Genomic DNA, 23,242 nt, shown 5'->3' on the forward strand with positions numbered 1-23,242 from the left:
GGGAATGTCGTCCACCTTAACGTTTCCCCGGCCATGCTTGAGTAGCACGCGAACGTCGTGAACTGTTTGCCCCGCTGTCGCGAGCCTTGTCGGGCTCGTGACGTCGTCACCGACGACACATGCTCCCATATGGTAGGCGGCCTGCTGGATCTGATGTGGCTCCAGAGGAGCATCTCCGCCCCGTCGCAACCTGTCGGCAGGCGTTCCCAGGGAGACTCTCAGCGCTGATATGCTGCCCTCAAAGCCCGACGCCGTTGATTCTCGCGGCGACTCTTCCGTGTCTGTGGCATGTCGAGTCGATCCGGAGGATTTGGAGATGCAAATTCCCATAGCCGTTCACCTGTAGTGGAGTTTCTGATCGGGAGACTCTCGCGGTTGAGGTACTCGCCTTCGATTGCTGAGGTCTTCAAGGCCTCTTCGCTGATAAGATCGATGCATATCTGGTCGCGGTCGTTGGAATCGACGTGCGGAAAGACACCCAGGAACTCACCCGATCGCAGCAGGAATTCGCTTTCCAGCGGTTCCAATCGGGGCGATTTCTTAATCGGCGGGCCGGTCGCTCCAACTGTCCACGGCCTCCACAAGCGTGCCTGCCCTCCCACACACCAAGCACTATGTCGGCATCATGCGCGGGACCGGTGCGCCGAGAAATTCGACTCCGAACGCGGAACGAGCATTTCCGTCAGGTAACTTGAGCCATGATTTCAGATTGGATCGCCCTGGCGGTGTATAGCGAAGCGTCTAAGGACAGATTCCCAAATGCAAGTTGGCAAAGTAGATAATTAGCACCGGCCTCTTCGAGCTGATCAAGAAGAGCTTGTCGCGCGGAAGATGCCGTCCCCACCACGCACAACTCGCTCTCGATTGCTGCATCCAAGCTCAGCGGCAGATTTGGGGGCGTCTGGAGCGCATTAAGGTCGTAGAGGAACCTGAAGCTCTTGAGCCATCGTTCGTAAGCGGGTGCCGCGAGCGCATGTGCATCCGTTTCCGATCGCGCGATCACGACCATTCGGAGCACCCAAGAAATGGATGTCGCTCGTCCGCGTCGGCACTGCGCTCCAGGCAGGCTCGGAATGCATCCGTAATTCTGCGAACAGAAGAGGCCGGCCCCAAGCACGCGATGTTGGCGCCACTGACAGCGGCCCAGGTGGCGGACTCCGGTCTATTGGTGGCGATCCATGTCGGGGGCGCTGATGCGATCTCAGCGTCAAAGGGACGTCATTCAACTCAAAATGGCGGCCACGATAGGACAGCGTGTCGCCCTTCATCGCCTTGATGAGGATTTCGCTGGCTTCCGCATAGTGACCTGGCGCCGCCTCCGCAGCAATCCCGAAGTAACCCAGTTCGACCGGGAGAAAGCCGCGCCCTATACCCAGTTCGACCCTGCAACCACTCAATTGATCGAGCATGCAGATCTCCTCGAAGGCACGCAGCGGATGATAAAGGGCAAGGCGCACTACCATCGGGCCGACGCGAAGGTGCCGGGTGCGTTGGACGACGCTGGATAAGAACAGATTCGGCGATGGCCCCATCCCGTGCGGAGTGCAGTGGTGCTCTGCCAGATGATATGCGTAGAAGCCAAGCTCGTCGCACGCCTCTGCCAAACTCAGGCGATCGGCGTATTGCCGCGCAATCTCGCAGCCGTCCTCGTCGAGATGGTCGAATATGCCGAAGGTTAGGCCGCCGGGGAAGGCATTCTTCACGAATTCTCTCCAACTCTTTGCAACAGTTCGTGGCTCGCTATGGTGCAAGCAAGTTCAAATTAATGGTGCGCTGAAATCGCCGGGGAACTACCGACTGGCCAAGGCAGAAGCAGCGGCCGCCGAGGGCCGGCACAACGGGATCGTTTCCTTCGCCGTTGCAGCTATCTCTGTGGCGACCTCGAGAAATTCATCCATCTCGGCTTTTGTACCGATGCTGACGCGGATGTAATTTTCCAGCCCTGCATCCTCAAAGAAGGCAACGAGTATCTTTTGCCTTTCCAGGGCTGCTTGCCACCATGAGCCTTCCTGCCCCGCTGGCACACGCGCTAGCAGGAAATTTGCGTGAGAAGGTATTACGGAAAATCCGAGTTTCGACAGGGCCACCGTCACTCGCTGTCTTTCATGCTTGATGTGCTTATGGTTCTCGGCGTAGGCGCCACGGTGCCCAAGCACGCTGATGCCAACAGCCTGGCCGATCACGTTCATGTTGAAGACGTTCTGGAGCTCCCGCAGCCTGCCGATGACTTCAGGGTGGCCAAGTCCGAAACCGACGCGAATGCCGGCGGTGGCATAGCTTTTCGAGAATGTTCTCAAGATCAGGAGGTTTGGATAACGATTGAGGAGATGCAGACCATTGTCCGGTGCAAAATCGACATACGCCTCATCCAACACAATCAGGCGGTCTGATTGTGATACCAGGCGTTCGACATCGGCCACAGGAACGAACGTTCCGGTGGGATTGTTTGGGTTAGCCAGCAGAATGAACTTGGCATCTTTTGCCGGTCCCAAAAGCAAGTCGTCGACGGGCAAGGAATGATCCGCGCCCCATCCGATTTCGGTGAATTGGGCACCCTGCAAACGGGCAAGTTTGCGGTTGAACGAAAACCCCGGCGACAACATCGCCATTCTGTCTCCTGGAACCAGGAAAGCTCTGTAGATAAGCCCGAGCAGTTCAGACGATCCGTTTCCGGCGATCACCTGATCCTTCGAGACGCCGTAGGCTTCCGACGCTGCTTGCCTCAAGCTGGCGTTGTCGTCTTCTGGATATAGATATTGCTGTCCGAGAGCAGCCATCGCACTTTGCATTATGGCTTCCGGCAACGGAAACGGGTTCTCGTTCGTGTTTAGCTTGACGCAACAAGGATCCGACGCCGGTTTGTCGCACAGCAGAACATCCAACTGTCTCGCGACTTGCGAAAGGGAAGAAAGCACAGCTTGAAGTTTTGCATCAGACATTAATTTTTCTCCGTTTCTGGTTCCGTGTGTCGGGCACGAGTTGGGCGCGGCCTATGGGATCGGATCGGAATTGGACGAGCACCGCATCACTCGTCTCAAGGCGCCAAGGCACGAATGCTTTATTGTCCCAGATGCTCGGCTCGGTGATTTGTTCAAAGACGCTTGATCTCGATGCCGTATTTCCTCAACACGTAGCCAATCTGGCGCGGCGTCAGTCCGAGCAGGCGTGCCGCCTTTGCCTGAACCCAGCCACATCTCTCCATCGCCTGGATGACACGTTCGGCATCGGCCATTCTTGCGGAGTGGACGACCCCAGCTGCGTTCAGCGGCGGCTGCCCTAGGGTGTCTGATGGGGCTGCGACGGCGGCAGAGCTAACCCCAGCAGCCGGCGGTGCGGCCCGATCCAGTGGCAGCGCCCCGATGGGCGAAGGTTGCAGCGCGACTTTGCCAAGTTTGCAATTATGCAGCGCCTCGGCGAAGCATTTGCCCTGGCAGCATGCAAAGTCCTCTTTCCCGATTGATGGCCCCGCCGCCAGAACCGCGGTCCGATACACGCAATTTTCCAGTTCGCGAATGTTGCCGGGAAAGTCGCAGTTTATCAGCACTTCGATTGCGCTCGGATCGAACGTCAGCATAAGGCCGTTCTCATGGTTGAAATTCTTGAGAAACTCAGCGGCAAGGAGCGGAATATCGCTGCGCCTTTCGCGTAGCGCCGGCACCAGCAACGGAACAACACTGATGCGGTAGTAGAGGTCGGCACGGAACTCGTTTCTGGCAACTGCCTCTTCCAGGTTCTTGTTCGTGGCGGCGATGATGCGGACGTCGACTTTAATGGTCTGGTTGCCCCCAACGCGCTCAAACTCCTGCTCCTGCAGCACGCGCAACAGCTTTGCCTGGAACGAGGCCGAAATCTCGCCGATCTCGTCCAGGAACAATGTCCCCTTGTCGGCGAGCTCAAAGCGCCCCTTGCGCGAGTTGAACGCGCTCGTGAATGCACCCTTCTCATGGCCGAACAATTCGGATTCCAGCACAGTCTCGGGCAGCGCCGCGCAATTGAGCTTGATGAAGGGCCGCTTGGCGCGCGGGGACAATTCGTGGATAGCCTTGGCGACCAGCTCCTTGCCGGTACCGGATTCGCCTCGCAACAGAACCGCAATCTTGGCCTTGGCTACGAGCGCGACCTTCTCAAGCAAACCGCGCAAGGCCAAACTGTTGCCAATCATCCCCTCCACGTGAGTGTTACGCTGCGGGGCCAGGCGCTTCTGCTTTGGCAGGGAGTCCTGCCTTGCCATCGGTTGCTCGCGGTCGCCCTCCAAAGAGCGATGCGACTTCACCGTCTGCCCTACCAAGTTGGCGATTAGCGGGAGCAGACAAAGGCCGTAATCGAGCCAAACTCTGGAACTATGCCGCGGTGCGTGGTCGATGGTCAGCGTGCCCACGACATTTGCATCGACGCGAATGGGAACGCCGATGAAGGATACTGGTATGTCGTCGCAACCCCCGAGCACGTCCCTGTCGGCGGCGGTGAAAGCCGAATGAACCGCGATGTTCTCGGTGGCCAGCGGCTTGTCCGTTGCCAAAACCTGGTCGATTGCATTCCGCGGCAGGTAGGTCCGGCAGCGCTCACTGCAGCTCTCGGCCCGGTCGGCGCCTGCGATGATTTCCAGTTCGCCGTCAGCGTCGACAAGTGAGATGATGCCGTGCCGCATCTGAAGAAACGATCGCAGCAGATCTACGACCTTGGCCAGCCTGACATCGAGCGCGGAGGAGGCGGTGAGTGCTTTCGAAATTTCGTGGATGCCGGCAAGCGCGCTCGCGCGCGACGGCAGAATGGTGGGTTCCCAGTCGTCCCTTTTGGAGTCTTGGAGTGATATGCAGCTTGACGAAGTCTCCTCAGCACTGTCTTCAGCTCGGCGACCATTGTTCTGATCTGACATGTCATCCTCGATCTTGGGCCGCGACAGCAACGCCGCGCCACCTGGATCTGCGATGTCCCCCGGCGCAGACGCATCAGATGGCATCAGGACCCAAGCCACCGATGGCCGGCAGCAACAAGAATGTCTTCGCCACACGAGCCGCCAAATAATTGGCGAACTTGCTCGCGCCTGGGAGCCGCTTGCCGGAACGCTTGAGACGTTGATGCGGGTAGTCGTGATGTGTCGGCGGCAGTGCGCCAGATTTCCGCAGGTGACATACTGCCTTGCATAGGATCAAGATTGGGTCATGGTTCTGGGCGTCCGTCAGGCCCTGACCAGGGGCAAGCACGAAAGAGGCCGGAGGCAAGGCTTGATGCATGGCTTGGCTATCCTTACTGAACGGAGGCGCGGCTCAGGCTCCGGAGCGCAACCACACGTTGCCCTACAGAGCGGGAATGAGGATGGCTAGTCAACCGAGCTTTTCTTGCATTTATGAAAGGAAAGCAGGAGGACATGATAGAAATCCATCAACTGAGACTTGCCGACAGATGGACGTCGAACAGCAAAGCTACCCCGGCTTTCAATGCCCGGCGCGCGAAGCCTGCTGATGTCGAAGCTTGCGGGACGCTGTCGGCATTGAGACGGCTTGGGCACGCAGTACGGCTAGAAGTGTCGTCGAGCGGCAAAGGTGTTGGCGCTATGAAGCATCTTGTGACTCGCATCGATGCGCGCCAGGTCCGGCGAACTATTCGGTCGTATAAACGACCCGTCGGGTGGTCGTGGCTGCAGCGGAAGAGCAGTTAGAAACCGGTCGTGTAGGGAGTCCTCCACTGCCGCGCCCGGCCGGGTCGCAAGTGCGACCAAGATGCGAACGGGCACGGCGGATCCCGGGATACCGACTTGTGGCTGCCAAGCTTACAGCCAGGGGTGCAAAGCTGGGCGCAAGGGCGGGATTTCGCCCGAGATGACGGCAAAAGTGCGAAAATCCGCACAACCCGCCCTTACTGAGGCTGCCTCACCGAGCGGAGGAATGCGCGTATTTGGGCGCGCCTCAACTTGGCACAAGACTTGCGGCGACATGCCAGCAGCGCGTGACCGGAGCGCCGCGATGGGAGAAGCGCGGGAAGGGAGGAGGCCCAGCCCGATTCGGTCAGGGAGAGAAAAGCTGTTGGTTTCACCAATCCGAAGCGCGGGTCCAACGCCCCGCAAGGCCTTCTACGCGCAGCTCTATGTTCAGGTGCTTACCGCCATCGCGCTGGGTGTCGCAGTTGGGTATGTCTACCCGGCCGTCGGCGAGAGCCTAAAGCCGATCGGCGATGCGTTCATCAAGCTCGTCAAGATGATCATCGCGCCGGTGATCTTTCTAACCGTGACGACCGGCATTGCCGGCATGAATGACCTCAAGAAGGTCGGCCGGGTCGCCGGCAAGGCAATGATCTATTTCCTCACCTTCTCGAGTCTCGCATTGATTGTCGGTCTCATTGTCGCAAACGTCGTTCAGCCAGGTGCCGGAATGAACATCGATCCGGCCTTGCTCGATGCCCAGGCCGCGAAGGGCTATGCCGCCAAGGTCCATGACCAGTCGGTGACCGGCTTCCTGATGAACATTATTCCATCAACGATCGTTAGTGCCTTCGCGGACGGCGACATCCTGCAGGTCCTGTTCTTCTCGGTTCTGTTCGGAGTCGCTCTCGCGATGGTCGGCGAGAAGGGCAAGCCTGTGCTTTCGTTGCTTCAGGCACTTCTCGCGCCGGTGTTCAAGCTGGTCGGCATCCTGATGCGGGCTGCGCCTGTCGGCGCTTTCGGCGCCATGGCCTTCACCATCGGCAAATTTGGCATCGGTTCGGTGGCCAACCTCGCCGTGCTGGTCGCGACGTTCTATTTCACCGCCTTCCTCTTCGTCTTCGGGGTTCTTGGCGCGGTCTGCCGATATAACGGCTTCTCGATTTTCTCTCTCGTGCGCTACATAAAGGAAGAGCTGCTGCTGGTCCTGGCAACGTCCTCCTCGGAGGCCGCGCTGCCCTCGCTGATGGAGAAGATGGAGAATGCCGGCGCCAAGCGTTCCGTCGTGGGTCTCGTCATCCCCACTGGATATTCCTTCAATCTGGACGGCACCAATATCTACATGACGCTCGCCGCCCTCTTCCTGGCCCACGCGACGAACACGCACTTGTCGGTTTATGACCAGATGCTGCTATTGCTCGTCGCAATGCTTTCCTCGAAGGGTGCCGCAGGTATAACAGGCGCCGGCTTCATCACCTTGGCCGCTACGCTCTCCGTAATACCAAGCGTTCCCGTTGCTGGGATGGCTCTGATCCTGGGCGTGGACCGCTTCATGTCCGAATGCCGAGCGCTGACGAACGTGGTCGGCAACGCGGTGGCCTCGCTGGTTGTCGCACGCTGGGAAGGCGAACTGGACGAAACGCGCATGAAATCCGCCTTCAGGGGTTGGCCGAGAGATTAAGCGCCCCTCGCCCGGCAAGATTGCTGCTGCGCGACCAGCCAACTCGCCGGGCTCATCAGCACCAACAATCGGCTCGCTGGTCTACACAGCGCTTCGCGGGGCCACAGATCAGAAGCACCAAACGCGGTGAGGACAAGAAGCATGGACGCCCTGAGAAAACGGACCGTAGACCGAGAAGCGCCCAGGTGCGCATGGAGCGCTGTTCACTGATGGGCCGTCGATCGGGGAGGATGCCGAAATCTTCAGGTTGCCGCCGCAATCCATCGCCGGGATGCACCTGATGACGGAGAGCCAGCCGATTAAAATTGGAGCAACGGCAAAGCGCCCTACAATTGCCGATCTCGCCCGCGAAGCCGGGGTGAGCGTGGCAACGGTCGATCGGGTCCTGAACGCTCGCCTTCCGGTGCGGGAGGAGACCGTGCGGCGCGTTCACCACGCGGCCCACGCGATCGGCTATCATAATGCGGGACTTATCAAACAGCGCATGCGACAGGACCTGCCGCGCTACCGGCTGGGCTTCATCTTGAGAAAACCGTCCCAGCATTTCTACCGGGAGTTCGCACGCGAGGTCGAGGCGTCTGTCAGTTCGGCCCACTGCTTCCACGGCATTCCGCTCATCGAATTCGCGCCGTCACATTTGCCGGGGGATCTGACGGCACTGCTTAAGGATCTGGGTAGCCGATGCCACGCCATCGCCATGGTGGCGCCAGACCACCCGAAGATCACGGCAGCAGTCGAGGAGCTCAAGGCGAAAGGCATCCCGGTCTTTTCGCTGCTTTCTGACTTCGCCGCGGGCGTGCGCGAGGGTTACATAGGTCTCAACAATCGCAGCGTGGGTCGAACGGCAGCCTGGATGTTCTCCAAGGTCGCTAAACGGTCCGGCAAGGTGGCCGTGTTCGTCGGCAGCCACCGTTTCCAGGGTCATGAGCTTCGGGAAAGCGGATTTCGCTCCTATTTCCGTGAGAATGAGCCGGCATTCGAGGTGCTGGATACGCTCGTCAATCTTGAGAAGCGACAGATCACTTACGAGGCGCTGCTGGATCTTGTGCACCGGGAACCTGAGCTCGTCGGCTTCTACATGGCCGGCGGTGGCATGGAGGGGGCTATCGCCGCGCTCCGGGAAGAGGGCAAAGGCCAGGATCTCGTCGCGATCGTGAATGAGATCACGCCGGAGTCGCGGGCGGCCCTCGCGGACGACATCATTACGATGGCGGTGGCGACGCCGCTGCGCCGACTTTGCCAGGAGCTGATGTTGCTGATGGATCGCGCCATCAAGACCAGCACCGCGGACGCCCCGGGGCAGACATTTCTCCCGTTTGACATCTACCTGCCGGAAAACATCTGAAATGATGCGAACTATCGCCCTGGCCGACATTCCTTTCATAAACGCCGCAGTCCACTGCGCTGGGGACGGTGTGCGTATTTCAAATGAAGTGTACGCTCTGCTCATTCAGATCGAGGGCAAAGCCGTGCTGGGGGATCTCTTCAACTCAATAAGTTAGATGAAGCTGAGCGTGCAGCTCTTACAAAGGAGCTCCGTCAATTGTGGACGCTGCATTCGGATGCATTCCGCCGCTCGCGTCCGTCAAGGCGCCGATCGTTTGCTGGACGAAGCATAACGGGTCCACCAAAATGGCTCTTTCGCTTTATGCGGTGTCCCGAACAGGAGCGGCGCGTTGAAGCCTGTCATGCACGCAGCTGCCGGACGACGCTCCTGCGAGCTCGACACGGCTCATGTCCTCCACTCTCCCCGCGCCCCAATTCCGGCAGCTGTCCGTTCCTCGGCGCAACCGATGGCGGTTCTCTTTTTTTAATCAGCAGGCTAGCGTCGGTGGCAGCGGCCTTCGGAGGTATGCCGTCCTGCACTGCCAACGCAGATTGGATCACAGCTCTTGAGCAGCTCCTTTCAGTTCCGATGTCAGCCCTCGTCGCTCTGCCCTTGAAAACACGGGAGATAGCTTTTGCATGCTGCGGGAATCCACCACCTCCTCGTCCGACATGGCATTGCCTACTTGCTCCCAGGTACTCATAGGAACCGCTCTGTTCCGGAGTGTGCGTCGCCAGCAGGGCTTGCTCGGGCGGTCGGATGCATATAGCTCGGCTACAGAAGAGGCGGCCAGACCTTCATTCGTCGTCTTACTGCATAATTCGTGTTCAATAAGGAACGACCTATGAGGCGGCAGCCCCGAGCTTTCACGGTGGAGATCAAACAGAAGCGCAGCTCTCAAAAGCGGAGTGGTTCGATCTGGAGCGATGTCGATCTTACCGCAGCAATGGCCGAGACAACAAGGGAACTCGAGGAGATGGAGTTGCCAAATGGTCGCCCTGTTGACTCAAGTGTTGTTGCAATTGATGCTGAACACATTAACAAACCGCGAGCGGAGTATCACATGGCAAATTCCCTGGACGCAGAACCAATAGCAACCGCTATGCAACCGGCAGCCAAAGTAGAGAGGCCTCAGAAGAAGAATGCCCAACGGTCGCCGAAAGCGAAGGCCGAGCCCAGGCAGCCTGCTCGGAAGAATGTGCCCAATGCGGCGTCTCAGGCGGAGGAAGCAGCGGCTGTTCGGACCGGACGTAAGATCTACTCTGAAAAGGAGCGCGCCCAGATGCTCGCCCTGATCCAGAAGTCTATCAGTGGTGGCGCCACTCACAAGGGCGCCGTAAAGCAGGCCGGGATCTCGGAACAGACCTACTATCAATGGAAGAAAGCTGCGTTGCCTACATCGGTTGGTGACGATCTGAAGGACCTGGTCGCTCTTGAGGAAGAAAACAACCGACTGAAGAGCCTGCTCGCGGAACGCCTGCGCAAGGAAAACGCGGAACTGAAGAGGAAGCTGGGGTTGCAATAACCCTGAAATTCTTGTCCGACCTCCGAGAGCTCATAGCCTTAGACCGGCACTCGCGCCAGTAGCCCGTTTCGGATGAGATCAATGCTGGCGGCAAATGCGCCTGCAGAGTCATTCAACGCGTGGACTTCCTCGACGAGCTCAAGAGAAAAGGGACCCGTATAGCCGCCATCAAGTAGCGCCCCAATCTGGCTGCAATTGTCAGAACCTCCCAGGATGCGATCCGGGTGAACCCAGAAGGTTGGATCGTTTATGCCTGAAAGGTGCACGAGACCGGTCAGATCGCAGAAGAAAGACGTCTCGCCGGCGAGCGTGTGGTGGAATGTATCGTGCACAAGCCGAAAGACGGACTGGCCATCAACCCAGGCAATAGCGTTAGCCGCTTCGTTCTTTGACCGAAGCGAGGAGGTCTGGAAGCCAAGCGGTTCGATGAGTCCGATCAGACCCCGCGACTGAAGTATCGGCTTGAGCGCCTTCAAGGCGGCGCGCAGATTGCCATTGCGCCCGCCATTGGCGGACCACGAACCGTCGTTGACCGGCACCAGCATGAGCGCCTGAGCGCCACAAGCGGCCGCATAATCGGCGAGCTTGCTGGCCTCGGCCCTGCGGGCGGGAGTCCATTCGTTGAACCGCTGTAGGGCGTTGACTGAGATAATGGTGACGCCCGCTTCGGCAGCGGCAGACCGGACATCCGCCGGCGGCTTGCCGCGCACAACAGCCTTGCTGCAGGGACTATTCCGGATTTGCACGTCGGTCAGACCGAGATCGCGGGCAAGCGCGAAGAACGTCCTGACGTCAAGTCCGGGCGCCGCCATGTAGTCGAGTGCAAACCGAAGTGGCGCCTGGCGCACGGAGTGGCTTTCCTCCATGAAGGCGGCCGCCATTCTCGGCTGACTGGCCTCTGCCGTTTGGCCGAAATGATCGGCATAGGGAGGCGAGCCAATCGAACTGACCCGCTCTTTATTCACGCGATCGTGATTCATTGTGAGCCGACTTTCACGCAACGGATACTGCCGCGCCTCTTGAGAACATTGATCTGCTGCGAAATGACGGAAGATCGCTCGAGGCTATCCAGTTGTTTCCGCAGAGTAGGCGCCCGGAAAGGATGCTGGACCGATCCGGAGCCAAACTGATGTGGCAGGCTGCTTCTTCGTAGCGAGGTGCCCAGCGCGATCCTAGCGCGCCTCTCCGCCCCTCCCTCAGGCTCTGGATCCATCCAGGACGCGATGCCGTGCGGCCCTGAATGCCGCTGGCAACAAGGGCAACATGTCGGCCAGCGTGTTGAACGCAATCGGCGTGACCGCCGGCGTGACTGCGGGCTATAGCATAGAGTCTCCGCGGACCGGGCGTGATGGCGAGCACGGAGGCCGCGGCGAGGTACAGGGCGAATGGGGTCAGTTCTGGCATCATTGGTTCATTCCGACAAAGTTTCTGGAAGCGGCGATCTCGCGGTCAGATGCCCGTTCGCTCGGCCGCTAGGCCCGCAGCCACGCCAGCCCGATCGGCAGCGTTCCGGTTCCGAGTCAGTTTGCGCTTGCTCTCCAGCCTTGTGATCGGCATGCGCAAGCCAACGATTCCGCGAGAGTTGCGCCTGTGCAAAATCCGGCGGGCGTCCGACACCGCCCAAGGCGAGCCGCGCTCGCCCTCGTGGTGGTCAGTCAGGCCATTCACGACGTCCAGCACTCTTCCCGAACGCTCGAAGAACTCGACCGGATCATAGGCGTGGACGGCGATGTAATTCCAAGTCGGGACGACCTTCCCGCTTCCTGCTTGGCCGCATACCATGCCGGCGTCACATAAGTGTCCGGCCCCATGAGATGGCCAAGCCGTCGCCCAGCGGCGGAACACGGCACCTGCGGATTAGCCTTCGCGAGGTGCCCGTAGATCACGCCGTGCTCGCCCTCGCTCGCATCAAGCAAGAGGGCGGTGACGAGGCGAAGAGCATTGGGCCGTGGCAGAGACTAAGTTCGACAGCGGCGCTGCGCGGATGCTCGCTCGCAGGAAATCGATATCATCATCATCTCGGAAGGCCGGAGAGGTCTACATCGGGGGAACTCCGTGTGTGCGTTACAGATCAGATACTTGCAATCTGGCCCTCTGGAAACAGCCAGTTAGTTGCATTTGAAGCCGTCCAGTTGGTGAAGTGGCATGGCGGGCCGGATCATCAGGCTAATATTTGGCGATCCAACAGAGAGGCCCTCCACGGCTTCTGCGCCCCGACATGTCTGACTCAACCGTCAGTGGCTCCGCCGTCGCCAGCGTAGTGCTACCGATCGAGTTTCCGGCGATAAGGATAGAATCAGGGGCAGCCTCTCTGGCGCCCCTGATGGGTGCTGTTGAAGACATCTACGCCGGAGATGGCGCACCTCGGCGGCTCGTTCAAGGAAGTAGGAGCGGCCGGTGCATTATGGCCCACGGCCGAGCGCATGCTGCTTCCTATCGAGCGTGGCACGGCGCACGATGCCGTGATGCCATGCAGTCGGCCGGCCGGCTTGGCCGACTGCGCTACAGATGGAAGCTCGGGCGCCGTTGCGCGGCTGGCTGTTCCCGGCGCAGCACGCGATTACCCGACGCTGCACATCCAACGGGTCGTCGCCGAGACTGCAACTGTGCCAACACCGTCAAGGGGTCCGGCCGGCACACGCTGCGTCAAAGCTTCGCCAGGCCTTGAGGCCGGCGCCGACGTCGGAATTACCCAGGTCCTTCTGGGGGGAAGCAAGCTCGACACACACGGCCTCTACGCAAGCCCGACCTGTAGATGTGCTGCAGGCCAGTCCGCGCGAGAACTTGGCCTTTTCAAGGAGGCGGAAAGCTCGCCCGTGCGGCCACTCGATTGAGATCGCCGATATGCTCCGTGCTGCCCGGCCTGCCTATCAGGTCGCGCATGGCATGCAGGCCAGTTCAGCCTCGGCAGCTCAAGGTCATGGGGCGATCGAGCACTGCCGCACGCAGCCGCGGCCCGAGGGCGGATCGGGTACAACTGCCGTGGTTGCCCCCCGATAAGGCAAGCGGAATGAATCATCATCCGCATCCCCTCCTCGGCGGAGCCACGAGTCTGCCCAAGGATGGCAGATGTCTCGAGACCGCTTCGATCCGAATTCCATCCGGCTTTCGCCACGAGATGTTATGACGGCTTGGAGTGCCAGGACTGGCGTCTGACGTCGAGATTGATCAACCCGAGCAATCTTTACCATGGCGCAGGGCCGAATCATAAATGCGGTGCACCTTCCGCTGACCTGCTGAGTACGAAATGGCCAGAGGCGTCACCTCCCATCGCAGCCCCAGGAGACCCAGCCGCAAAGGAACTAACACTGGTTGCAAGCGAACCGATCACGCCGGGGCGGGCACGTTCCTCAACCGACCCGCCTGTCGAGACTGGCGGCGAAAGGCTTTAGCGGCGCGATTTCCTGCTTGTAGACCTTACACCCTGGTGCCAGCTCTCTCAGAGCGCTCACCAGCATGTCAGCCGCCTGCTCGAGCGCCTCTTCCGGCATCGCCGCCAACCTTTCCAAGATAAACCACATCCGGCCGCCCACCGTCTCCAACCGGGTGCGCGTGCCCTGCCGCCAATTCCAGCGGCGACATGTAGCTCCCAGATCGTCGCGCCAGATGACCTCCCCCTTGGAAGGGCTTTCGACGACCGCTTCCCCATTCAAAACAGTGTGGAAAGACTCCGTTCCTAGGGCAATCGTCAGCCGCGGTTTGCCGATATATGCATCAAAATTTTCGCCGCCAATCGGTATTGCAAAACGCAGGCTCACGGCATTGTAGAGGTCAACAATAGGATTTATTGACGGGATTCGGCCATCCTTCTCCACCCGTTTTTTCAACGCGTGCGCCGAGCACGGCGTCCGGTTTGGTTTCGCGCCGAACCGAACGTATGCCTGCGCCCAATTGGCCAAGTGCGCTTCTCCCCAGGCGGGTCCCCCCGCTCGGGCGAAATCGCAAGCCTCTCCCAACACGTCCCGAGCCATGACGCCTCGCACTGTCCTGTGCATCAACAAGAATGCTGATTGCGCGAAAGTCAGGTGCGATCTCTGCTATTTCTTCGTCGATCAGCGCAAAACCCAACAACGCTTTCTCCTTTAAGCCAGTCGCGAGGGCGCCTTTGCTTCGACCGGAATTGAGAGCTCCACAAGAATTCCCTTCCCCGTTCCCAGGGGCATACTCCTGTCCTGGACCCGGACTGGCCGACAGTGCCAGTCTTGGCAAGTCTTGCTGATCCAGTCTGCGATCAATGCCGGCGCGACTCTGAGGTCACGAGCCAGGCCCGCTCGCTGTCAGGGCGGCCATTGAGCGTCTTGCCGAATCTTCGGCAAAGCTTCTGACCCGTTGGACAGCGCCAGCAAGGAGGCGAACACCATTCTCGATCTGCCGAATGGTGAGGGCGGAATAGCCCATCACCAATCCAATCCGATCAGCGCGGCCTTCATCTCGGATGTACAGCGATGAAATCGGATGGATGCCAACCCCGACCCGCCGCGCCTCTTCAACCATGACCTCCTCCAGCGACCGAGAAAGATCCTTGAACCAGACGACGACATGCAGCCCTGCATCGGCCCCCTCGATGGCAATGCTGTCTGCGAACGCACGTCGAAGGACAGCAAGCAGTGCCTCTCGCCGCCCCCCGTTAAGACGGCGGACGCGGCGCACGTGGCTTTCATAACCACCGCTCTCAATGAGTGAGGCCAGGGCCTCCTGTTCCGCAACCGGAGAATGCCTGTCGAGAAGCTGCTTGGCCATCGCAAAGACGTCTTGCAACTCGGCCGGAACCACCAGGTAGCCGATGCGCAGCATCGGCGACAGTGTCTTGGAGATCGTGCCAACATAGATTACGGAACTGCGGTCTTCCAGCTTATGCAGCGGGGGCACCGGTCGAATGTCGTACCGGTACTCGCCATCGTAATCGTCCTCGATAATATAGGCGTCATTGCGCCGAGCCCATTCGAGGAGCTGATACCGCCGCGAAATCGACAAGACGCCGCCGAGCGGGAATTGGTGCGACGGGGTGACGTAGGCTAGCCGCGCTGGGATCTCCTGCAGCAGCTCGGTCTTCATGCCCTCGCTATCGACGGCGACAGCGACGGGCGTGGCTCCTGTGCTGGCAAAGACTTGGCGCGCCATGCTATAGCAGGGATCCTCGATCACGAAGCTGTCGGAAGGATCGAGCAGCAGGCGCGCGCACATGTCGAGGCACTGCTGTGATCCGCTTACGACGAGGATCTGCTCGACCTGGCAGCTAAGCGTTCGGGCACGCCACAAATATCCCTGCAGCGCCTGGCGCAAGCGATGCGAGCCGCGTGGATCGTGATAGGCTAGCCTTCCGGGACTTTGTGACATTGCCGCGTTCATCGCACGCTTCCACGTCAGCGCCGGGAAATCAGATGGGGCGAGGTCGCCATAACGGAAATCGAACTTGAAGCGGTTGGGGAGGTAATCGCGCCGTGGTGGACTGGCGCGCAGTCGCTCCCCGTAACGGGAAAGACGGATCGGACCAGTCCGTTTGGGCACCGCGCTGGTCTCTTTACTCCGCACGAGCGAAGATGCAACGCGAGGTCTTGCGCCTTGAATGACCTCGATGAAACCTTCGGCGACCAGCTGGTCATATGCCACGGTGACCGTGGTCCGCGACACACCGAGTTCATTTGCTAGGCTGCGGGACGACGGCAGCTGGCTGCCCGTTTCATAGATTCCACCTAGGATCTGCTCGCGAAGAGCTTCGCAGATCTGGCGCGCGCCCAGACCTTGCGAGCGAGCTGTCGACGCGGAAGGAGAAGGCTGGACCATTTCTTTCATCGCCAACTGGACGTTCCACCCGGGTTAGTGTGAAGGCATTGTCGCCGAAATCAAGAGGGCTAAAGCCGATGACCAGCGCCGAAGATCAGCTTGAAGCCGAGACAACATCAACGCCGTCCCGGAACGACGTCGGTCTCGCATTCGCCACCCGGGCCATCCATCATGGCTACGATGCGGCGGGCTTTTCCAATTCCGTTCAGACGCCGGTGTTTCTTACATCGACCTATGGATTTGAAAGCGTGGCGGCAAACGAAGCCGCCGCAGCGCTTGGGGGAAGGCTCTACGCACGTGAATACAACCCGACCACCGAAATCCTCGAAAAGCGGCTCGCCAATCTCGAAGGAGCCGAAGCTGGGCTGGTACTCGCCTCAGGGATGGCCGCCTTCGGTACGCTGATCCTTTCGCTGCTTTCGCAAGGTGACGAACTCATTGTCCACAAGACACTCTATTCGAATACGCTCGCCATGGTGGAACAGGGGCTGCCGCAGTTTGGCATCAAGGTCGTTGCCGTCGATCTGTCTAATCCCAGCAATCTCAATGGCGCCATCACTGACAGGACCCGGCTCGTGTTCTTCGAGACGCCAATCAACCCGCTGGGCCGTATCCTCGACATCGCCGCCATTGCCGAACACGCCCATTCTCGCGGCGTGAAGGTCGCCGTCGACAGCACCTTCGCCTCGCCCGCCCTCCAGCGTCCGCTGGAACTTGGAGCCGACATCGTGATCCATTCGCTGACCAAGTACATCAATGGCCATGGCGATGCTCTGGGCGGGGTGATACTGGGCGACGTAAAAACACTGCACCTGCTGCGCGAAACTGGCCTGCGCTATCTCACCGGGGCAGCGCTCTCGCCCATGTCGGCGTTCCTGATCTTGCGCGGGTTGAAGACACTCACGTTGCGTATGGAGCGTCACAGTGCCTCTGGGCTTGCGGTCGCCCAGGCGCTCGAGGCGCACCCGACTGTGGCTTGGGTTAGCTATCCGTTTCTCGGCTCTCATCCCGAACATGAGATCGCGCGCAGACAGATGTCGAAAGGCTCGGGCATGTTGGCACTCGGCCTCCAGACGGGGTTCGAGGGCGCGCGCCGTATGATGGACCGGCTCAAGCTCATCATCAGGGCGGTCAGTCTCGGCGACGCTGACAGTCTCATCTATCATCCAGCAAGCCTGACCCGCTCGCGCGAGTCAATTCGCAAGAACGCGCATTTGCCTGACGGAGTCGGCGACGATCTCATGCGTCTGTCGGTAGGGCTCGAAGACGCCGCCGATTTGATCGCGGATCTAGAGCAGGCGCTGGACTGGGTCTGATGCCCAACGCTTCACCCAATGTAACAACGGGAGCTTCAGCATGGGATTCCTGAGCGGCCTTTCGGCCTTCCCAATAACGCCAAGCGACAGCGACGGCGGCGTCGATGTCCTGGCGCTTCGAAAGCTGATAGCGCGGCTTTGCGCAGCAAAGGTGGATTCCATCGGCCTGCTCGGCAGCACCGGCACCTATATGTATCTGTCGCGCGAGGAACGCCGCCGGGCGCTTTGCGAGGCGCTGGACGAGACGGGTGGACGAGTCCCACTCGTGATCGGCGTGGGCGCTTTGCGCACCGATGAAGCGGTAAAATGTGCAAGTGATGCGAAGGCCCTCGGCGCAGCCGCGGGGTTGCTCGCGGCTGTTTCGTACACCCCGCTCACTGAGGACGAAGTTTTCGAGCATTTTTCGACGGTGGCGCGCGACAGCGGCCTGCCGATCGTGATCTACGACAATCCCGCAAACACGCATTTTCGCTTCACGCCAGCGCTCATCGAGCGTCTGGGACAGCTGCCTGAGATCCTCGCTATTAAGAACTCGGCCGACCGGGGCGATGCCATCAAAGGCCAACTTGCGCACCAGAAAAAAATTGTGCCGAAAGGATTCTCGATCGGCTACAGCGGCGACTGGAACGCCACCGAGGCCCTGATCGCCGGAGCCGATACATGGTACAGCGTCCTCGGTGGCATCTTGCCCGACCCGTGCCTGAGGATGGTCAGAGCCGCTCAGCACGGCGACCATGCTGAAGCACACCGGATCGACGCCACCCTGGCCCCGGTGTGGGAGCTTTTTAAGACGTTCTCGAGCCTTCGCGTCGTATACGCAATCGCCGAGCTCCTCGAAATTTGTTCCGCCGAGCCCCCACGGCCGATCAAGCCACTTTCCGCTGCCGCGAAGTGCCAGCTCGCCGGCGTCCTGGACCGTCTAGGATCAGGTGTCGGATCGTAAGCCGCGCGACTTCATATCGCCGGGGGAAAATGTACGCACCGATCTTTCGATGGGCCTATAGTAGCCGAGATCTTCTCCATCATCTGGTCGGGAACAATGCGCTGCGTGTTGATCACCGATGGATCGACAGGTCTCGACGCCAATCTTAGCGTTCGATTGGCAGAACGTCGTATCGGCGAGGGAGGAAGGCTGCGTTCCGGGCCTGCCCCCTACATTTCTCCGACTTCCACACGAAGCATCAAAGCCTTGATGCGCCAACAGCATTCAATCGCTGCGCAGGATCTTTGCTTCAAGCGCGGCTGCCACAAAAGCCCTTCGAGCAGTTGGTGGATAGGCCTCACCACGCAATACCTGCAGACAAGCGTCCATCGCTACCTTCCGTTTCTCGGTCCGACGATGAAGGTCACGGATCAGGATAGCGGCCGCCTGGTTGACATCGAATACGATACGCTCAGAACTGTGGCGGCCAACCTGAACAACGACCGCCCTCTCAAATCTTTGCAAGCCGGTCATCTCTCCGCCCCCCAAGGCGATCATCCGTCAATTGAGCCCAGCTCGTCTTTACCGAGCCGACCCGGTACCACTGATCTGTGAGCCGAGACAATGCCCTTTCTACCGACCCCGCGCTAGCCCGACACGCGCTTAGCTGCAGGCGGGATATTCCTTTGGGCGCTGCCCTCGCCGTCGAAAAAACTTTCGACTAGAGATTAAAAAGTGGCTTGATCGAGGAAGGCTCTCTTCTAAGCGACCACCTTCGTGCTCAGCGCGCGCACGCTCGGTGCCGAGGGAGCGCGGCACCTCCCGTGGCGCCGGTGACGTGTGATCGTGCACATCCTTGCCCAGCGGCTTGCGGTGGACAGCCCTTCTCACTGTGCCGCACAGTGCTGCCTCGCAATTGCATGTCAGCCATCTTGTTCTCGATCACGCGGCAAATCTTATCATTCACCGCGCGGATGCTCACATCCAAACAATCTAGTTTACCGCCCCCCCATCATCGCGCATAGCGCGACGTCAAAACCTGCGGTCACTCTCACTTTGACTAGGATCTACTATGCGCATTTGCGGTATCAAGCTGACGCACGACGGGGGAATCGCTATCGTGGAAGACGGCAGATTAGTCTTTTGCATCGAGCAGGAAAAGCTCGACAATAACCCGCGATACCAGCATATCGAGCGGCTTGAGACGGTCGCCGCCGTTTTGGCGGAAAACGGGCTTGCTCCGAGCGATATCGACCGGTTCGTTATTGACGGATGGGACGGTGAAATCCAGTCGGAATTTCAAGTTCTGAGTAACGGCTCCCCTATCACTCTCAACGGCGCGCCTTATGTGGAGCGGGACGCCGAAAATCCCCTGACAGCCTATCAAGGTTCCGGTCTCATGCTCGACAATGGGGCATTTTCTTATGAAAGCTACCCGCATGTTCTTGGGCACGTTGCTTCCGCATACTGCACCAGCTCATTCGCCAAACTAGAGGAACCAGCATTTTGTCTGGTTTGGGACGGCTGCATCTTTCCGCGGCTTTACTACGTCGAGCCAAGTGGAGTCCGATTTGTTGGGTGCCTGTTTCCGATGATAGGCCATGCGTATGCCGCTGCGGGCCAACATTTTGGTCCCTATATGCGAGAACTGCGGACTGGCTGGGATCTCGGTATCGCCGGCAAGTTGATGGCCTATATCGCGCTCGGAGTGGTCCATGAACACATCGTGAAGGTGTTTCAGGAGCTTTACGACGACCATTTCGCCGGGGATACGGACCTTGCCTTTGGTTACAGGGAAAACAGCCACAGCGAAGACGCGTTACACACGGCTGTGCACAACTTCTTCGATGCAAGCGCGTCGCGGTTAGTCCCCGAAACGCCCGAGGACATACTTGCTTCGTTCCATGCCTTCGTGGAGCGTCTTCTCGTCCGGGGGATGACCAGCGCGCTGCGTACGTACTCGGTTCCCAATACCCGAAACCTGTGCATAGCCGGCGGATGCGGGCTGAACATCAAATGGAACAGCGCCCTCCGGGCGAGCGGTTTGTTCGACGAAGTCTGGGTGCCTCCGTTTCCAAACGACAGCGGATCGGCGATCGGTGCCGCTTGCTGCGCGCTGGCCGCCGACAAAGGTTTCGTGCATCTCGACTGGTCAGTCTACAGCGGGCCAAATGTGAGCCACGGCAAGGTTCCACCTGGTTGGCAATCCGCTGCTTGCAGCCTGAAAGAACTTGCCAGTGTGCTCGCCGACAACAAGCCTGTTGTGTTCCTTGCAGGCCGCGCAGAGCTTGGTCCACGTGCTTTGGGAGGCAGAAGCATCCTGGCGGCCGCAACTTCGCCGGAAATGAAGGACCATCTCAACAAAATCAAAGTTCGAGAGCACTTTCGGCCGGTAGCGCCAATATGCTTGGAGGATCGTGCACCTGACATGTTTGACCCTGGCACGCAGGATCCTTACATGCTGTTCGATCACCGAACCCGTTCGGAGTGGAAAGAGAAAATCCCGGCGGTCGTCCATCTCGACGGGACTGCGCGACTACAGACAGTTTCGAGAACGTCTGAACACCCAATTGCAGAACTTCTGATAGAATATGAGAAGCTCACGGGCATTTCGCTGCTCTGCAACACGAGTGCAAATCTTAATGGACGTGGTTTTTTTCCGGATGCGGCTGCCGCCTGTGAGTGGGGGTGCGTAGACCACGTTTGGTGCGATGGGTTGCTGTTGACCAAGACAGGTGCAAGTCAATTCGAGAGCTGAGCGTCAGGCTGTAACGAACCTGAGGTACCGCGGCAATCGCCGGCAGCATCGCTGAGGGAGCCGGATGGTGCGGGTGTGTGGGTCCTTGAAGCTGCCTTGATCTGAAGAACGAATCTGACCGATGGCCGACAGAGCGCAGAGACTGTGCAGTTAAGCTGGCAAGCATGCTTTTGCTTAGCGATGTGCTGGAGGATTCAAGGACCTGCACGGCCATTTTGCTCGGCCGAACTAATCCGCCACGGCGCCGGGCATGTAGCCGACCACGTTGACCCCGACAGCTTCGTCAGTGGTCAGGAAGTCAGAGTAGAGGTTCCACATCCTCAAGCATGCTCCTTGCAGGGTCCACGTGCGAGATCGATTGCAGCAACCCGATGCCGAAGAGCACAATTGTGAGCACGGTCCGGTGCGAAACCCAGCACAGACCGTCAATGGCCGGGCACTCCGGATGGATGGCCTCGGCCCCCACTTTCTGGTCCCCAGGTAGCCGTCCTTCGGCTGAGATCGGCCAGCACCAAGTCGCGCTGTGAATGGGTTGAGTAGACTTGCTCCGCGACCCGCGCGGCGGCATCGGCGTTGTGGAAGGCGGCACACTTTTGAAGACCGCCTTGCCGATATGATAGCCCGAGCCCGGTCGGCCGGATCCGCTCGAAGCGGATCCGTATCGACGAAGGCTATTTTATTCGAAGGCCCTCGGGATCCTTCGGGTGCGGTTCGACGACTCGGACCTCAGCGATGTTCGGAAGAGCATCTGAGGCCGACGCCGGGAAAAAGGAAGGTGCGTTGTTTCCCACGACGAGGCAAACGTCGAAGAGTTTGGCACCTCCCGACGCTGCTTGAGGAGAAGCGGACCGCACGGGTCGTTGAAACCTCGACACATCGGGGAGCGGAGTCGCCCCGCCGGCAAGTCCGAGGCGAGTACAGGCAAGGGCGGCGTACGACCGCGGTCGATAGGAACGCACGCTTGTGGGTTTGGCAGGGGCGGCTATAGGGGACCCACCGCGCCTTCCATCAGAAAGGCTCCCAGCGCACTCAGCAATGCCTCGGCGGTTTCCTTGTCGAGTTGCAGTTCGACCTCATCATCGTCATCCGTGATCAGCAGCAAGGTGCCTCTCAGCGGGTTGTGCGACGTGACCAGCACATCGTCATCCTGGAACTCGACTTTGCGGGCCATAATTTCCGACCTCCGTTGCTCCTGCCGGAATGTCGCACTAGCCGCAGTAAAGAAAGTATTGAGAGATCCTGCTCCATAGCCTGCTGGCAATCGATCGAGCGATGCGAGTAGTCAAATTGACGTTTTTGGCGGAGTGATCATCTTGCCCCGGCAAATAGTGGTCACTGTGCGCTCGATGCCCGAAGCAGAACGGATGCGGCTCTTGCCTTTGGCTTGGCAAAGCCGAACGGCGCACGCATCCCACATCCGGCATACTCGCAAATATGGTTTTCCACCCGTGCCCGGTCGCGCGGCATTGCCGTCATGCCTTTCGCGAGCCTCATCGGTTCGTCGCTGATGCGGGTTGATCAGCCCTACCAAAGCGGGAAGACATTGGGCTGCTTGGTAATTTAGACCGCCTGACGCACGCCAGTGCAGCACGCGGCGCACCGCGCGGCTGATGCGATTGCATCTTCAGCATCGCCGGAAAATCAGCACCACACTGTCATGCAAGATCATCGAATTGCGTGCCGTTGATCCGGAGCGCCCGCGGCTTCACATGCGGGATGCCTCCTGCAACATTATCTGCCGCATCCAGATGCTTGCCGGATTACTGTTGTGAAGGGTGGGCCATTGGACGGCCTCGGTGAACGTGGGTAGTGGCCGCGGAAGTTCGACGATCCGCAGAGGGAAGGTTTTTTTAAAATGCTCAACCAGCCGGAATGGCATGGTCGCTATGCGGGCTGTGCCTGAGACCATGGGCGGGATCATGCTAAAAGCCGGCACGATGATCTCGACATGCCTCTTGAGACCATTTTCAAGCAAAAACCGTTCCTCGATGGATGGCATCTGCGCACGGCCAACCCTGTACGCAATGTGCTTCATCGACACGTACCTCTCGAATGTAAGCTGCTGTGGCAGTTGCTTGTTCGTCGGGCAGCCTACGCACACGAATGTCTCGTCGAACAGCGCCGCTCTAGGATGCGCGCTCGACATGAACAATTCCGGAAGAATCAGAAAATCGACGTCACCGCGCCGGAGAAGCTCATCGAGATCGTCGTCGAGCGGCAGCAATTCGAAGCTGACGGCGGGTGCTTCGCGTGCAACACGCTCCACGACCTTTTCAAAAAACACGAGTGTG

The 23,242-nt window shown here is 59.4% G+C and carries 14 protein-coding genes and 5 pseudogenes; 7 read left to right on the plus strand and 12 right to left on the minus strand.

What is annotated here, in order from left to right:
- The 6 genes and pseudogenes from AC0L3E_RS32885 to AC0L3E_RS32910 all read right to left on the minus strand — a co-directional run.
- Positions 1-330 (minus strand): annotated as a pseudogene (locus AC0L3E_RS32885) (type III secretion protein); the annotation flags it as partial.
- A 32-nt stretch (positions 331-362) separates the two neighbouring features.
- Positions 363-584: pseudogene (locus AC0L3E_RS32890) on the minus strand (DUF4172 domain-containing protein); the annotation flags it as partial.
- Positions 585-682: 98 nt separating this feature from the next.
- Positions 683-1,703: pseudogene (locus AC0L3E_RS32895) on the minus strand (LLM class flavin-dependent oxidoreductase).
- Positions 1,704-1,790: 87 nt separating this feature from the next.
- A complete protein-coding gene (gene hisC / locus AC0L3E_RS32900) occupies positions 1,791-2,939 on the minus strand; it encodes a histidinol-phosphate transaminase (protein WP_473606658.1) in 1,149 nt (382 codons plus the stop codon).
- 152 nt (positions 2,940-3,091) lie between these two features.
- Entirely contained in the window at positions 3,092-4,876 is a 1,785-nt protein-coding gene (gene nifA, locus AC0L3E_RS32905) for a nif-specific transcriptional activator NifA (RefSeq protein WP_473606659.1), read from the minus strand.
- Positions 4,877-4,949: 73 nt separating this feature from the next.
- Positions 4,950-5,234: a hypothetical protein gene (locus AC0L3E_RS32910; RefSeq protein WP_473606660.1), complete on the minus strand. Its 285-nt coding sequence runs from the start codon at positions 5,232-5,234 to the stop codon at positions 4,950-4,952.
- A gap of 729 nt (positions 5,235-5,963) precedes the next feature.
- Here AC0L3E_RS32910 and AC0L3E_RS32915 point away from each other — a divergent pair.
- From AC0L3E_RS32915 to AC0L3E_RS32925, 3 genes are all read left to right on the plus strand, one after another.
- Positions 5,964-7,319, plus strand: coding sequence for a dicarboxylate/amino acid:cation symporter (locus AC0L3E_RS32915; RefSeq protein WP_473606661.1), 1,356 nt, complete (start codon positions 5,964-5,966; stop codon positions 7,317-7,319).
- A gap of 280 nt (positions 7,320-7,599) precedes the next feature.
- On the plus strand, positions 7,600-8,664 hold the full coding sequence (locus AC0L3E_RS32920) for a LacI family DNA-binding transcriptional regulator (protein WP_473564649.1): 1,065 nt from the start codon (positions 7,600-7,602) through the stop codon (positions 8,662-8,664).
- Positions 8,665-9,490: 826 nt separating this feature from the next.
- The gene (locus tag AC0L3E_RS32925; protein ID WP_473606662.1) at positions 9,491-10,171 is read left to right on the plus strand and encodes a transposase; all 681 of its coding nucleotides are present in this window, start codon (positions 9,491-9,493) and stop codon (positions 10,169-10,171) included.
- Between the two features lie 38 nt (positions 10,172-10,209).
- Here AC0L3E_RS32925 and AC0L3E_RS32930 read toward each other — a convergent pair whose 3' ends face one another.
- The 4 genes and pseudogenes from AC0L3E_RS32930 to pdxR form a co-directional block, all read right to left on the minus strand.
- Positions 10,210-11,052 carry a TIM barrel protein gene (locus AC0L3E_RS32930; protein WP_473606671.1) on the minus strand — a complete coding sequence of 281 codons (843 nt, stop codon included), beginning with the start codon at positions 11,050-11,052 and terminating at the stop codon, positions 10,210-10,212.
- Positions 11,053-11,620: 568 nt separating this feature from the next.
- Positions 11,621-12,057, minus strand: a pseudogene (locus AC0L3E_RS32935) (FMN-binding negative transcriptional regulator).
- A gap of 1,464 nt (positions 12,058-13,521) precedes the next feature.
- Positions 13,522-14,239: pseudogene (locus AC0L3E_RS32940) on the minus strand (B3/B4 domain-containing protein).
- A gap of 186 nt (positions 14,240-14,425) precedes the next feature.
- On the minus strand, positions 14,426-15,964 hold the full coding sequence (pdxR, locus tag AC0L3E_RS32945) for a MocR-like pyridoxine biosynthesis transcription factor PdxR (RefSeq protein WP_473606672.1): 1,539 nt from the start codon (positions 15,962-15,964) through the stop codon (positions 14,426-14,428).
- A 68-nt stretch (positions 15,965-16,032) separates the two neighbouring features.
- Between pdxR and AC0L3E_RS32950 the strand changes: the two genes are divergently transcribed.
- The 4 genes from AC0L3E_RS32950 (at position 16,033) to nodU (ending at position 20,951) form a co-directional block, all read left to right on the plus strand.
- The gene (locus tag AC0L3E_RS32950; RefSeq protein WP_473606663.1) at positions 16,033-17,271 is read left to right on the plus strand and encodes a trans-sulfuration enzyme family protein; all 1,239 of its coding nucleotides are present in this window, start codon (positions 16,033-16,035) and stop codon (positions 17,269-17,271) included.
- Between the two features lie 40 nt (positions 17,272-17,311).
- Positions 17,312-18,214: a dihydrodipicolinate synthase family protein gene (locus tag AC0L3E_RS32955; protein ID WP_473606664.1), complete on the plus strand. Its 903-nt coding sequence runs from the start codon at positions 17,312-17,314 to the stop codon at positions 18,212-18,214.
- 105 nt (positions 18,215-18,319) lie between these two features.
- The gene (locus AC0L3E_RS32960; RefSeq protein WP_473606665.1) at positions 18,320-18,808 is read left to right on the plus strand and encodes a hypothetical protein; all 489 of its coding nucleotides are present in this window, start codon (positions 18,320-18,322) and stop codon (positions 18,806-18,808) included.
- A 457-nt stretch (positions 18,809-19,265) separates the two neighbouring features.
- The gene (gene nodU / locus AC0L3E_RS32965) at positions 19,266-20,951 is read left to right on the plus strand and encodes a nodulation protein NodU (protein WP_473606667.1); all 1,686 of its coding nucleotides are present in this window, start codon (positions 19,266-19,268) and stop codon (positions 20,949-20,951) included.
- A gap of 982 nt (positions 20,952-21,933) precedes the next feature.
- On the opposite strand, the gene AC0L3E_RS32970 is transcribed toward nodU, so the two are convergent.
- Complete coding sequence (locus AC0L3E_RS32970) at positions 21,934-22,122, minus strand: hypothetical protein (protein ID WP_473606668.1); 189 nt, start codon at positions 22,120-22,122, stop codon at positions 21,934-21,936.
- A gap of 534 nt (positions 22,123-22,656) precedes the next feature.
- On the minus strand, positions 22,657-23,242 hold a 586-nt coding region (locus AC0L3E_RS32975), incomplete at its 5' end, for a LysR substrate-binding domain-containing protein (protein WP_473606669.1).

This window comes from Mesorhizobium sp. WSM4822, assembly GCF_055811155.1.